The 12,959-nt window shown below is 65.3% G+C and carries 11 protein-coding genes and 1 pseudogene; all 12 read right to left on the reverse strand.

The genetic code is table 11. The features are described 5' to 3' along the window. Window positions 1–62: 62 nt before the first annotated feature. Window positions 63–935, reverse strand: a pseudogene (locus tag ACVW17_RS32035) (two-partner secretion domain-containing protein); the annotation flags it as partial. 144 nt (window positions 936–1,079) lie between these two features. After that, the gene (locus ACVW17_RS32040; RefSeq protein WP_456755595.1) at window positions 1,080–2,075 is read right to left on the reverse strand and encodes a FecR family protein; all 996 of its coding nucleotides are present in this window, start codon (window positions 2,073–2,075) and stop codon (window positions 1,080–1,082) included. A gap of 94 nt (window positions 2,076–2,169) precedes the next feature. Next, complete coding sequence (locus ACVW17_RS32045; protein ID WP_456755596.1) at window positions 2,170–2,673, reverse strand: RNA polymerase sigma factor; 504 nt, start codon at window positions 2,671–2,673, stop codon at window positions 2,170–2,172. A gap of 10 nt (window positions 2,674–2,683) precedes the next feature. After that, the gene (locus ACVW17_RS32050) at window positions 2,684–3,376 is read right to left on the reverse strand and encodes a TonB C-terminal domain-containing protein (protein WP_456755597.1); all 693 of its coding nucleotides are present in this window, start codon (window positions 3,374–3,376) and stop codon (window positions 2,684–2,686) included. 174 nt (window positions 3,377–3,550) lie between these two features. Further along, a complete protein-coding gene (locus ACVW17_RS32055; RefSeq protein ID WP_456755598.1) occupies window positions 3,551–5,839 on the reverse strand; it encodes a VWA domain-containing protein in 2,289 nt (762 codons plus the stop codon). Between the two features lie 14 nt (window positions 5,840–5,853). Beyond that, entirely contained in the window at window positions 5,854–6,666 is an 813-nt protein-coding gene (locus ACVW17_RS32060) for an AAA family ATPase (protein ID WP_456755599.1), read from the reverse strand. A gap of 49 nt (window positions 6,667–6,715) precedes the next feature. After that, window positions 6,716–7,735, reverse strand: a complete 1,020-nt coding sequence (locus tag ACVW17_RS32065) for an alpha/beta fold hydrolase (protein WP_456755600.1) — start codon at window positions 7,733–7,735, stop codon at window positions 6,716–6,718. Window positions 7,736–7,768: 33 nt separating this feature from the next. Further along, window positions 7,769–9,103: a purine-cytosine permease family protein gene (locus ACVW17_RS32070; protein WP_456755601.1), complete on the reverse strand. Its 1,335-nt coding sequence runs from the start codon at window positions 9,101–9,103 to the stop codon at window positions 7,769–7,771. 196 nt (window positions 9,104–9,299) lie between these two features. Continuing rightward, on the reverse strand, window positions 9,300–10,337 hold the full coding sequence (locus ACVW17_RS32075) for an aliphatic amidase (protein WP_024579758.1): 1,038 nt from the start codon (window positions 10,335–10,337) through the stop codon (window positions 9,300–9,302). A 33-nt stretch (window positions 10,338–10,370) separates the two neighbouring features. Further along, on the reverse strand, window positions 10,371–11,063 hold the full coding sequence (urtE, locus tag ACVW17_RS32080; protein ID WP_456755602.1) for an urea ABC transporter ATP-binding subunit UrtE: 693 nt from the start codon (window positions 11,061–11,063) through the stop codon (window positions 10,371–10,373). Then, a complete protein-coding gene (gene urtD / locus ACVW17_RS32085; RefSeq protein ID WP_456798288.1) occupies window positions 11,056–11,808 on the reverse strand; it encodes an urea ABC transporter ATP-binding protein UrtD in 753 nt (250 codons plus the stop codon). Before urtD ends, urtE begins: the two co-directional genes overlap by 8 nt. Next, window positions 11,805–12,956 carry an urea ABC transporter permease subunit UrtC gene (gene urtC / locus ACVW17_RS32090; RefSeq protein WP_456755604.1) on the reverse strand — a complete coding sequence of 384 codons (1,152 nt, stop codon included), beginning with the start codon at window positions 12,954–12,956 and terminating at the stop codon, window positions 11,805–11,807. The genes urtD and urtC overlap by 4 nt, the downstream gene beginning before the upstream one ends. Window positions 12,957–12,959 lie beyond the last annotated feature (3 nt).

Genomic DNA, 12,959 nt, shown 5'->3' on the forward strand with positions numbered 1-12,959 from the left:
GGGCGCAGCAGAAAGTCGTTGCCGGCGGCGAGCTGTACCTGGCCCCGCGGCGCGCTGATCGAGCCGGCATTGCTGACCTCACTTCCCATCAATAGGACGAAGCCGCCGCCCTGCGTCACCGACGAAGGCGCGTTGGTCGCGATCAGGGCACCGGCCTCGACCGTCACGGTGCCACGGGCGCCGGTGAAGCTCGGCACGTATTGGCCGCTCGCCTGTTGCGAGTAGATGCCGTTGGTGAGGAACTGGGTATCGGTGATCCCAGCGGTCGAGGCGATCAGCGAACCGACATTCACCTGGCTCGCGCCGCCGAAAATGATTCCGTTCTGGTTGATCACATAGACCGAGCCGTCGGCCTTGACATTGCCGAGGATCTGGCTCGGCGCCGGAGAGCCGACCACGCGGTTGAGCGCCACCCAGTTCGCATTGCCCTGCTGATCGAAGCTCAGCGTGGTGCGCGCGCCGACATTGAACGAATTCCAGTTGAGGATCGCCTGCGGCCTGCTCTGCTGGATGCCGACCTGGGTCTGGCCCGCGGCATCGACCGCCTGCGTCGGCGCATTCGCCCCCTGCCATCCCGGCGCGGCCTGCAAACCGCCGGGCGCCAGGCCGTTGGGCACGGCGACCTGCGGCAACGTCACCGACCGTTGCGAAGTCTGCGCCGCGCTGCGCGCTGCATTCTGCAAGCCCTGCATCGCCTGGATGGCGCGCGTCGCCCGCGCCATCGCATCCTGGCCTTGCTTGCCGGCGGCGGCCGCATCCTGCGCGGCCGATTGCGACGCCGCCATCGCGGCAGCCGATGGCGACGCCGTCCAGGCCGATCCAAACGGGCGCGCGGCCACCGGGGCGCTGGCAAGGAGCGCCACGACGCTGGCGCTGCCGAACAACGCAGCGCGAACCGTCATGCGAGCGTGGGACCTGGAGGAACGGGGAACCATGGGATCGCTTTCTTGCGCGGGCGACGTAGAGCCGACGTTTCGTCCCGGCGCCGGCACCGAGACCCTCGCGGCTGTGACGATCCCTGATGGCTCGGCCCGCACGCCGGACTCGAACTTTTTTCGCAAACCCCGCCCGCCGCCTCCTCAGCTCAGCAGCACGATGCCGCCGGGAAGTGTTTTCGCTTTCACGCCAAACGCTTGCTCGAGCTGCACGAGAACCTCGTCGATCCGGTCGATATGGAAACGGCCATTGATCAGGTGCGTGTTCAGCTCGGCATTGACGACGAAGATCCGGCCCGACCGGTACCGATTCACCTCTTCCACCACCTTCGGCAGCGGCGTGTAGCGGAAGATCAGCAAGCCCTCCTGCCAGGCCGCCTCGACGGCCGGATCGATCGCGACGATATCGCTCATGCGCCTGGCGTCATAAGCGACCTGCTGCCTTTCGCGAACGATGCGGGCATTGCCCTGGTGCTCGACCCGGACCTCGCCGCCCAGGCAGGTGACGCGCACCTCGGCGCCGAGGTAACGCACGTCGAACGAGGCTTGCGTTGTAACCGTTTGACCGCTGGACGCGATCACGGTCACAGGCCGCAACAGCTGCGGCGGCGTCGCGATCGATGCTTGTCCCGAGATCAACTCGATCCGGCTGGTGTCGCGGTGGTCCGGCCGCAGTGCGATGCTGGTTCGCGTGTCGAGGTTGATCGAGACGCTGTCGCTCAGGGCGAGCTTGCGCTGCTCGCCCGTCCCCGTCCGGTAGTCCGCCGCAAGCTCGGACCAGGACGGCCAGAGCGCGAGCGGCGGATGCAGCGCGACCACTCCGGCAGCCACCGCGGCGGTCGCAAGTCCGCCCCGGAGCACGAGCCTGCGGGTCATCACGCGCTTTGCCTCGCCGTCGAGCAAGGCGCCGAGCGATACAGGATCGTAGCGGAGGTTATCGCCGGCGCTGCCAACGGTCTCCCAAAGCTTGCTGGCATTGGCAAAGGCCGTCGCATGGGCTGCGCTCTGCTGACGCCACAGCTGGAATGCGTCGGCATCGGCGACCGTCGCCTCTCCGGACGTCAGGCGCCGCACCCAGGCGTGGGCCTCCCGCTCCGTTGCGCCGAGCCCCATCGTCGATTTGCCGCCTTCCCGCGTCATGCAGACCTGCCTCGCAGCGCAAGCCGTCGGCCGTCGCCGCAATCAGACCGTGCGCTTGCCCATTTGACGTTCGTCATAGCCAAAAACCGCACAATTATTTTCCGAGCCGCATGGCACAATGTTCCAGAGCGAGGCGGAGCTCCTTCTCGACCAGGCGCAACGAGACCCCGAGCCGCTTGGCGATTTCCCGCTGCGGCATGTCCTGAAGCCGCGCCGCCAGCAGGATGACCCGGCGGCGCGGCGTCAGTTCCGCGATCGCCTTCTCCAGCGCCTCGATCTCGAAGCGGGCTTCCGCAATCTGACCCGGCCCTGGCGCGTCGTCGACAATATGAAGCAGATCCTGAACCTCGCTGCGCGCCAGACGCCGCTTCTCGGCGCGCTGCCGATCGATTGCGACGTTAAAGGCCATGCGGAACAGATACGCGGCCGGGCTTTGCACCGCCTCCGCCACCTCGGCCCGCCCGAGACGTACATAGATGTCCTGCAACGCGTCGCTGGCAAGCTCCGTCGATCCCAGGCGACGGCTCAGCCGCAGCTTGAGATCATCATAGCTGGCAGCCAAGAAGCTGCGCAGCATGGTCCGGTTTGCGTCGCTCATTGCGGCACGCTCAATTCGCCTCGCTACGGATGGCGTCGATGCCGGCGCAGTCCTGCGCCTGTTGCGACGGGTGCGGCACAACGACCATCGTCAGGGGTTGCGCGATGCCTGGCGGAGGCACCTCCCGCATTTTCAATCCACGCAGCGTCGCCTGGATCGCGCTGTCGACGCGCGCATCGCCGCTCCTGCTGAGAAGCCTGGTCTGCTGGACGGCTCCGGTTGGGGCGAGCCAGAACTGCACGGCGATCCGGTACCGGCCCGGCCGCAACATGGTGTCCCGGCAGAAAGCGTCGCGAACGCGCTCCTGCACCACGGCATAATAGCGGGCTCGCATGATCGGATCGCCCTTGGGCGCAGCGCCATCGGGTGTCGCTGGCTGCCCGCCAACCGGAGACGAGGGCACGATCACCACTGCATTCTCCGACGTCAGACGGCCGACAAGGCCCGTTCCATCAAGCAGGATCTGCAGCGCCTCGGACGGCGCGAAAACTCCCCTCACCTCGCCCGAGAGCCGACCGGTTGCAAGCCTCGCATCGTAGAGCACCTCGCGCCTCGATGTGGCGCCGTAGCTCTCCAATGCGGAGGTCAGGGGTTGCGACGGGATATCGAACGTGATGCGCGGCGCAGGAGCGATCGGACCTTGTTGTCCCAACGCGACATCGGTACTTGCGCCCAGCACGCAAAGGCAGACCAAAACGCACATTCGACGAGCGTCTGAGGGGCGCCCCGCCAAGCCCCTCGCAAGAGATCCAATGCTCATCGTATCCGCGTCGAATGTTTCCCAGGCGGGCCGCTGTGTCCAATCTGCAACGTTAGCGGCGAAGTATGACAACGGTGCGTAGGCCCGCGGAGGCGATCCGCAGCTCGACGGCAGTCTCTATTTCTTCAGTTCCGCATAGAGCTGCATCACCCGTTGCGGCAGCACTTCGATCCGCGGCACGCGGAGCGCATGGCGCTCGCCGAAAATCCGATCGAGCTGGGGAAACTTGTGCTCCCCGATCCCGAAGGCGAAAATATCGGTGCCGCGTCGCCGCAGCTGCTGGGCGGCACGGCGCGCGTCCTCGACGAGATATTGCGGATCGGGCACATCGATGTCGGACGGTTCGCCGTCGGTGAGGACGAGCAGCACCTTGCGGAACGCCCGCCGTCCGGCGAGGTAGCCGCCGGCATGGCGCAACGCCGCCCCAAGCCGGGTGGAATGGCTGCTGCCAAGTCCGGCGAGACGCGAACGGACGACGGCGTCCATCGGTTCCTCAAAGCCCTTGATGCGCAGATAGCGGACGCGCTCGCGGCCGTCGGAGCTGAAGCCGTGCACCGCGATCGCGTCATTGGCGGCGTCGACCGCCGAAGCCATGATCGCGGCCGCCTTGCGCTCGACATCGAGCACCGTCCGGCCGCGGCGGTCGCGGTCCGCGGTCGATTGCGACAGGTCCAGCAGCAGCAGGATCGCGAGATCGCGCGGCCCCGGCGCATCGCGCTGGTAGACCCTGGGCTCGCTGATGCTGCCGGCACGCCGCTCGATCGTCAGCGCAATCGCTGCGTCGATGTCGAGCGCATCGCCGTCGCGCTGACCCTTTTGACGGACCCGGCGGCCGATCGACGCGTCGCGGGTCAGTTCGGTGATCCAGCGCAGCGCCTCGGTGTCCGTCGAAGGATCGAACGGCTGCGCGGACGTGGCGGCATCGGCTTCCAGAATGGTGGTCCAGTCCGCCCGCTCGGTACGCGCCGCGTAGTCCCATTCCGGGTAGGTCGCGGCCGGAAATCCGTCCAGCAGGGTCACCGCGCGGGCCTTCGCGCGCAGCGTCTCGTCCGGCTTGGCGTTATCGTCACTCGATCGGCCGCTCGGATCGTCGCGCCGTTCGATCCGCACCGAATCGATGGCAAGTTCGATCGTCTCGGTCGGACTGTCCGGCTGGTCGCCGAAATCCCACAGCGCCAGATTGTCATCGCGATAAGTGGGTTCGACGACATAGCTCTTGGCATTGAATTGCAGCCGCATCTGCCCGATGTCGTTGCCGAGCAGCCCGCCGATCTCGCGGCTGATGGCGGGGTCCGTCCAACGGCCGGCGGCGTCGGCAAACAGCCGACGCCCCTTGGTGACCCACGCATCCGGATCCTGATAGCCGGGATCGATCAGCGCCCGCGCTAGCCGCGTCATCAATCCGGCCGCAGTTGCCTGCCCCGACGGCGTCGCGGTGTGGAACGGCAGCCACAGCCGGCGCAGGCCGGGCATCTCGCGCAGCGCCAGCGTCTCGACCCTGGCATCCTCGACCAGCGAGACCAGCGCGATCTGCAACGCCTTCAGCCGCCCCACAGGAAAGCGGACGGTGGAATGCGCCAGATGCGCGGCGGCATGCGCGACCGCCGCGAGATAGATCAAGTCCGCCGCCTCGCCTTCGAAGCCGGGAAAGGTCTCCGGAAGGCCGATCAGGCCGGCGGCCAGCGAAGTCCGCCGCGGCACCGGCGTCGGCGCGACGGCAAGCTTGCGGAAGCGCAGCTTCCTGTTCCACAGCGCCAGCATGGTTGCCGCGAGGCGTTTCTCCAGCCGGGCAAAATCATCGCCGGTGCGGCCGACGGCGAACAGCCGCGCCGACAGCGGATCGTCGAGCGCGAAATAAGCGCGCCGCCGCGAGGCGCGGCCGCCGCTTGCGCGCAGGCCGGCAAAGACCCAGGCGGCAAAATCCTCGCCGTCGGCATGCGCGAGCAGCGGACCCAGGCGGGAAATTGCAAGGGTCACCGATTCCGGTCCCATATCCGCGAGCTGGCCCAGCGCGGCAAGGGCGGTGCTGAGCTCTCCGGCACTCGCGAGTTGCGGCAGCACCTTGGAGATCTCGGTCAGCAACGCATGGGCGGCGCGGCTTCCGGCGTTGCGGCCGACGTCCCGGGTCGCACGTCCGATCGCGATCAGATCATCGGTCGATCGCAGCGCCGGCCATTGCTCCGACAGGCGCAAGAAAGTCAGGACAACGGTCTGGCCGAGATTGGCCGCGAACAGCTCGTGCACGGTCTCGTCCCAGGCCGCGAGATGATCAAGCTGATCTGTCCGGTGCAAAGCGGCTCGCGCCGCCTGGACGGCCGCGCCGAGATCATCGTGGCCGCGCAGCAGCGCTGCGAGCCGGCGACCGGATCGGAAGCTATCGAGCGAACTGATTTGCGCGACCGCCACCTCCGAATGTCCATTCACGCGCAGGCCGAGATCACGTCACGCAACGTGTTCCTGGTGTCGGTGTCATCGGTCAGCGGAACCACGATCGTGGTCTCGCAGGCCTTTTCGAGGCTAATGCCGCATCCGATCAGGCGGCCGGCATTGACCAGCATCCGGGTCGAGGCGCCCTCGTCGAGGCCCTGGCCCTTCAGGTTTCGGCTGTGTTGGGCGATCTTCACCAGGAGATCGGCGAGATCAGGCTCGATGCCGGCCTCGCGCGCGACCACCTCGGTTTCGGCCGGCCGGTCGGGATAGCCGAAATCCAGCGCCGCAAAGCGCTGCTTGGTGGATTCCTTGAGGTCCTTGATCGCGCTCTGGTAACCCGGATTGTAGGAGATCACGAGCTGGAAGTCGGAATGGGCGTGGATCAGCTCGCCGCGCTTTTCCAGCGGCAGCACACGACGATCGTCGGTCAAAGGATGGATCACGACCGTGGTGTCCTGGCGCGCCTCGACGATCTCGTCGAGATAGCAGATCGCGCCGAGACGCACGGCCGTCGTCAGCGGCCCGTCGCTCCACACCGTACCCTGTGCATCGAGCAGCCAGCGGCCGACCAGATCAGCCGCCGTCATGTCCTCGTGACAGGCGACGGTGATGAGCGGCCGGCCGAGCCGCCAGGCCATGTATTCGATGAAGCGGGTCTTGCCGCAGCCGGTGGGGCCCTTCAGCATCACCGGCATGCGGCTCGCATAGGCTGCGCCGAACAATTCGACCTCATCCCTGAGCGGCCGGTAATACGGCTCCTCCCGGATGCGGTACTGGTCAAGCAGCAGTGCGGGATTGGACAAGCTCACGCCTCCCATGATCGCGCAGGCAGCCGTTCGCAATCGTTCGAGATCACGATGCGAGCAGTTCCTTGAGCTTGGCGTCGATGAAGGCGACGTCGACCGGATTGGTCCCCGGTCCTCCCGCGAAGTGGCCCCAGATCGACGGCACCGGCACGAACTCGGCATTCGGCATGTGCGCGACCTCGTTCTCGCTGTCTTCGGGCGGGAAGTAGAGATCGGTCCGGCCCGGCATGACATAGGTCTTGGCCTTGATCGCACCGAGCGCGGCCTTGAAACCACCCTTGTAGATCTCGTTGGCGCTGATGTCGCCGTTCTGCCATGTCCACAGCATGGTCAGCAGATTGTTGGGATCCTTCGGCAGGAAGAAGCCCTCCCAGAACGCCACCAGAAAATCCTCCAGCGACGAATAGCCCATGGTCTTGATGTCGAGCTGCTCGCGATAGAACGCTTGCGAAAAGCCCCAGCCGGCATAGACGCGCGCGGCGGCGCGCAGGCCGCGGGCCGGCTTGTCGGTGTACCAGCCCTCCTTCCAGGCAGCATCCGCCGTGAGTGCGGCCTTCACGCCTTCGAGGAACACGTAATTGTGGCGCGAGCATTTGGCCGAGCCGCAGAACGGGGCCAGGAGATCCATCATATCCGGATAGAGCGCACCCCAATGGAACGTCTGCAACGCGCCCATCGACCAGCCGGTCACCAGGCGGATGTGCTTGATGCCGAATTGCTCGGTCACCAGCCGGTGCTGGGCCCGCACATTGTCATAGGCGGTCACCTGCGGGAAGCGCGGTCCGTTATACGGCTCGGGCGTGTTGCTCGGCGACGACGACAGGCCATTGCCGAGCATGTTCGGAATGATGATGAAGTATTTTGCCGGATCGAGCGCCATACCCGCTCCGATCAGCCATTCGTTGTCGTAGTGCTGGCCGGAATACCAGGTCGGATAGACGATTACATTGTCCTTGGCCGCGTTGAGCTGGCCATAGGTCTTATAGGCGAGCTTGCAGTCGCGGATGGTCGCACCGCGCTGCAAGGCCAGATTGCCGAGATCATAGATCTGATAGTCGACGCTCATTGCTGTACCCTTCTTGCTTGATTGAGCTCGCGCTTACGCGGGACGCGCTACTTTTTCGGCCGACGCTTCCACCCGCGCGATCGCCCCGTACACGATGCCGGCGACCAGCGCGGCCGATATCGCAGTCGACAGCCCCGGCATCAGATTCTCAACCGCAAAGGCGCATAGCGAGCCGATGCCCCAGGCGATGAACGGCTTCGCCCGCCAGTCAACGTCGGCGCGCGCATCGGCACGCAACAGATATTGATCGACCAGGATGATCGCGCCGATCGGCGGCACAAGGATGCCGAGCAGCGACAACCACTGGATGAAGAACGCCCAGACGTTGCCGGCGGCAACCACGATGCCGATCGCACCGAGGATCACGGCCATCAGCCGCATGTTGGTGCCGAGGATCCGCGACCAGCCGGTGGCCGCATTGTACAGGCAGTGCGAGCACACCGAGCCGAGATTGGTGTAGAGGAAGATGAAGGCGAGAATGCTGAGCCAGGTGAGCTGCTTGCCGTTCATGAAGCCGAACATGTTGTCGACGCCGAATGGATTGGCGTTCGGCACCGCAAGCGCCGCCGTCATCACGCCGCCGACCAGCATCGCCACCAGATTGGCGAACGGGAACGCGCTGAAGGTCGCGAACAGCGACGCCCGCGGGCTCGGCGCCCAGCGGTTGAAGTCCGCGGTCACGGTTCCGGCATCGATGAACAGCGCCAGCACCACCGTGAGGCCGACGCCCATCGACATGCTGGCAACGCCGTTGTTGCCGGCATAGCCGAAAATCGCCGCTGCAGTCGTGGTCGAGGCCGCATCGGCCGCGACCCAGAGGCCGAGCACGACGAACAGCGGCACCGACGCCAGCCCGATATAATGTAGCCCCTTCACGCCGACGAAGGTGATGCCGATATAGAGCACGCCTGCGACGATGGTCATCGCCACATAGTTAAGGCCGTAGGTCGAGGAGATCAGCGCGCCGGTGATGCCGGTCTGCACCGCATACCAGCCGAGCAGCAGGGTCGACAGCAGGCCCGAGGCCAGCACATAGCCCTTTTTTCCGAACACGATGCTCGCGATCAGCGCGAAGTTCATGCCGCGCCGCGTGCCGATCAGGCCGAGCGCGCCGACATAGGCGAACATGATCAGATTGCCGATGATCATCGCCACCAGCGCATTCTTGAACCCCATGCCGAGCACCAGCAGCGATCCGGTCATCGCGCCGGTGATGATCATGGGAAAGCCCAGCCACACCATCGTGACCGAGAAGGCGCTGCGCCGGGCGCTGATCGGCACCGGCTCGTGCTCGAATTCATGGCCGAGAAGATCGTCGATTTGCTCCTCGGTCTGGTGAACCAGTCCGCTATTCGATTGACCGCTCATGATGTCGCCCCTGTTTGCCGGATGTGAAGATGCCCGCCATTGCCTCGAACATGCGCCGGCGCGATTGCTCGCGCCGCCGCCGATCGTCGATGTCGCCTAAAGCGCGATGAGATTTGGTTGAATTGTCATCGCGCTTTGGCTCCTTGTTTGAGCATGATCTTTCGGAAAACCGCTTCGCATTTTTCCGGATCATGCTTTAGCGATGCGCGACCTTCTGGTTCGGAATGCCCTCGATCGGACATTCGTCGGTTCCGACGCTCGGGCGCGTCATGGCCTCGACCATCTCCCGCGTCCCCTCGGGGTCCGTGATCCAGTTCTTGTAGAAGGTGTACGGGCACACCGCGTGGCCACGGTCGCCCTCGCCCGAGTTGATCAGGCCGGTGTAGCCGCGGTGCATCAGCTTGAAGAGATGGTTCTGCGACTGCATGTTGCGGCGGGCATCGCGGATCAGCGACACCGACAGCTGGGCGTACTGGATCCCGTTCTCCTCGGTGCCGCACTCGCCGAGCGTCCTTCCGTCGAAGCCGATCAGTGCGGAATGGCCGAAGTAGGAATAGACGCCGTCGAAGCCGGAAGCGTTGGCGACCGCGACGTAGCAGTTGTTGGCCCAGGCCATCGACTTCGAGATCTGGATCTGCTGTTCCTTGGCCGGATACATGTAGCCCTGGCAGCGCACGATCAGCTCGGCGCCGCGCATCGCGCAGTCGCGCCAGATCTCCGGATAATTGCCGTCATCGCAGATGATCAGGCTGATCTTCAGCCCTTTCGGACCTTCCGAGACGTAAGTACAATCGCCGGGATACCAGCCCTCGATCGGCACCCAGGGCATGATCTTGCGATACTTCTGCACGATCTCGCCCTTGTCGTTCATCAGAATCAGGGTGTTGTACGGCGCCTTGTTGGGATGCTCCTCATGGCGCTCGCCGGTCAGCGAGAACACGCCCCAGACCTTGGCCTTGCGGCAGGCGTCGGCGAAGATGCGGGTTTCCTCGCCCGGCACTGACGACGCGGTCTCGTACATCTCCTTGGAGTCGTACATGATGCCGTGGGTCGAGTATTCCGGGAAGATCACGAGATCCATGCCCGGCAGGCCGAGCTTCATGCCCTCGACCATCTTGGCGATGTTGCGCGCGTTTTCCAGGACCTCGGCCTTGGTGTGCAGGCGCGGCATCTTGTAATTGACCACGGCGACGCCGACCGTGTCCTTGCTGCTCGATATGTCTCCATGCAACATGTCTCGACTCCCTTTCGTGAACGATAATTCCCGCTACACGGCCATGTGCAGCTGGATCAGATCATCGGTGAGCTCACCGATCGCGCCCTTGGCGACGACGCGCCCCTTTTCGAGCAGCGCGAAGCGGTGAGACGCGCGCCGCGCGAACGCGACATTCTGTTCGACCAGCACGACCGTGATCCCGCGCTCGCGGTTGAGGCGCATGACCACGTCCTCGATCTGCTCGACGATGTTCGGCTGGATGCCCTCGGTCGGCTCGTCCAGCAGGATGACCTTGGGCTGGGCCAAAAGCGCGCGCGCGATCGCGAGCTGCTGCTGCTGGCCGCCGGAGAGATTGCCGCCGTAGCGGTTGAGGAAGTCTTTGAGCACCGGAAACAGCTCGAGCACCCACTCGTCGATGCCGTTGGCCGATTTCGCGGCGAAGGTCCCGAGCGTCAAATTCTCCCGCACGGTGAATTTCGGCAGGATGCCGCGGCCTTGCGGCACATAGGCGATGCCGGCCTTGGCGCGCTGATAGGTCCGCAGCGGCGAGATGTCGGCACCGTCGAGCGCCAGCCGTCCGGTGCAACGGTCCATCAGGCCGAGGATGCTGCGCATCAAGGTGGTCTTGCCGACCCCGTTGCGGCCGAGCACCGAGAGGAATTCGCCGCTGCCGACCGTCAGGTTGATGCCCTGCAAAGCACGGCTGTTGCCGTAGAACGCGTCGACGTCGGTCAGCTCAAGCATGGCTGATGCCTCCCGATCCCAAATAGGCGCGGCGGACTTCGGGATGCGCCTCGACTTCCGCCGCGGTGCCTTCGGCCAGCATCTGGCCCATATGCATCACCGAGATGATGTCGCCGATCGCCTTGACGAAGCCCATGTCGTGCTCGACCACGATCAGCGTGTGCCTGCCCTTCAGCCGGGCGAACAGTTCGGCGGTCTTACGGGTTTCCTGCGCCGTCATGCCCGCGGTCGGCTCGTCCATCAGGATCAGCTCGGCGTCCTGGGCGACCAGCATGCCGATCTCCAGCCACTGGGTCTGGCCGTGCGACAGGTAGGCGGCCGGCCGGTCGAGCTGCTCGGTGAGCCCGACCAGTTCGGCAAGGCGTTCGACATCCTCGCGAGCTGAGTTGCCGATGTTCCAGCGCAGATTGCCGAGCACCGAGGTGCGACGGGCCCGCGCCACCTCGAGATTCTCTGAGACCGACAGCTCGCGGAACACGCTCGGCACCTGGAACTTGCGGCCAACGCCGGCGCGGGCGATCTCGTATTCTTCGAGGTCCTGCAGCGCCGTGCCGTCGAAGTTGACGGTGCCGGCGCTCGGCTTGACCTTGCCGCAGATAATGTCGAGCGCGGTGGTCTTGCCGGCGCCATTCGGCCCGATCAGGCAGCGCAGCTCGCCTTTGCGCACACTCATGTTGAGCGAATTGAGCGCCTTGAAGCCGTTGAAGCTGACCGAGACGTCGCGGAGATCGAGATGCGAGCTCATGTGCTGCCCTCCGTCTGGCCGACGCCTTGTCCGGCACCTTGCGCGACGCCGCGGCCGGCGGCCTGACGCCGCCGCACGATCCAGCGCAAGGCAGCTTGCGCAAGGCCGGCGAGCCCTTTCGGCAGGAACAGCACCACGAGCACGAACAGCGCGCCCATCACCAGCGTCCAGGTTTCCAGGAACGCCGCGGATTCCGACAGCGCGCCCTGCATGCCCGCCACCAGCACCGCACCGAGGAACGCGCCAACCAGGCTCTGCCGGCCGCCGACCGCGCACCACACCACGACCGAAAGCGAAAGTTGCACACCGAGGAAGGTCGGCGAGGCAAACTCCATCACCACCGTGTAGAGCATGCCGGCGAGCCCCGCGATCGCCGCCGACAACGCGAACACGAAGATCTGGTAGAGCGCGACGTCGTAGCCGAAGTAGCGCACCCGGCTCTCATGGTCGCGGATCGCCTGCACGATCAGGCCGGCCTTGGACTTGGTGAAGGCGAACGCCACCAGCAGGCTGAGCAGGACGCAGCCGGCGACGAGATAATAGGTGGCGCGGCCATAGGCATCGAACGCGACGCCGAACAGCTCGAGCTGGGCGAGATCGGTGATGCCGTTGAAGCCGCCGGTGTAGCTCTGTTGGTCGATGATCACGAGATTGATCACCACCATGGTGGCGAGCGTGATGATCGAGACATAGACGCCGGTGACGCGTCCGCGGAACATGAACCAGCCGAGCGCCGCCGCAACCAGTGCCGGCACGATCAGGCCGGCCGCGATCGCAAAGGACAGCGAGCGGAACGGCTCCCAGAACCACGGCAGATGCGCGACATTGTTCCAGACCATGAAGTCCGGCAGCCCGCTGGCGCCGGTATGCACCGGCACGGTCTTGAGCTTCAGCGTCATCGCCATGGCGTAGGAGCCGAGCCCGAAGCTCATCGCCTGGCCGAGATTGAGGATGCCGCCGAAGCCCCAGGAGAGCCCGAGCGACACCGTGAGGATGCCAAGCACCAGATAGCGCGCGACCTTGTTGAGTAGGAAGTCGTTGTTGAGCAGCACCGGCAGCGCGAACACCACGGCGCAGACGATCAGCAGAGGTGCAAGCTGCGCGATCAGGCGCTGCAATCCGCTGGAGTGAGGAACATGCGACGGCATCGA

It is taken from the genome of Bradyrhizobium sp. USDA 4473 (assembly GCF_054063335.1).

Bases quoted from the DNA above. Each gene is read 5' to 3' on its own strand.
- ACVW17_RS32040 (WP_456755595.1), bottom strand. From the start codon at position 2,075: ATGACGCGGGAAGGCGGCAAATCGACGATGGGGCTCGGCGCAACGGAG.
- ACVW17_RS32045 (WP_456755596.1), bottom strand. From the start codon at position 2,673: ATGAGCGACGCAAACCGGACCATGCTGCGCAGCTTCTTGGCTGCCAGC.
- ACVW17_RS32050 (WP_456755597.1), bottom strand. From the start codon at position 3,376: ATGTGCGTTTTGGTCTGCCTTTGCGTGCTGGGCGCAAGTACCGATGTC.
- ACVW17_RS32065 (WP_456755600.1), bottom strand. From the start codon at position 7,735: ATGAGCGTCGACTATCAGATCTATGATCTCGGCAATCTGGCCTTGCAG.
- ACVW17_RS32070 (WP_456755601.1), bottom strand. From the start codon at position 9,103: ATGAGCGGTCAATCGAATAGCGGACTGGTTCACCAGACCGAGGAGCAA.
- ACVW17_RS32075 (WP_024579758.1), bottom strand. From the start codon at position 10,337: ATGTTGCATGGAGACATATCGAGCAGCAAGGACACGGTCGGCGTCGCC.
- urtE (WP_456755602.1), bottom strand. From the start codon at position 11,063: ATGCTTGAGCTGACCGACGTCGACGCGTTCTACGGCAACAGCCGTGCT.
- urtD (WP_456798288.1), bottom strand. From the start codon at position 11,808: ATGAGCTCGCATCTCGATCTCCGCGACGTCTCGGTCAGCTTCAACGGC.
- urtC (WP_456755604.1), bottom strand. From the start codon at position 12,956: ATGCCGTCGCATGTTCCTCACTCCAGCGGATTGCAGCGCCTGATCGCG.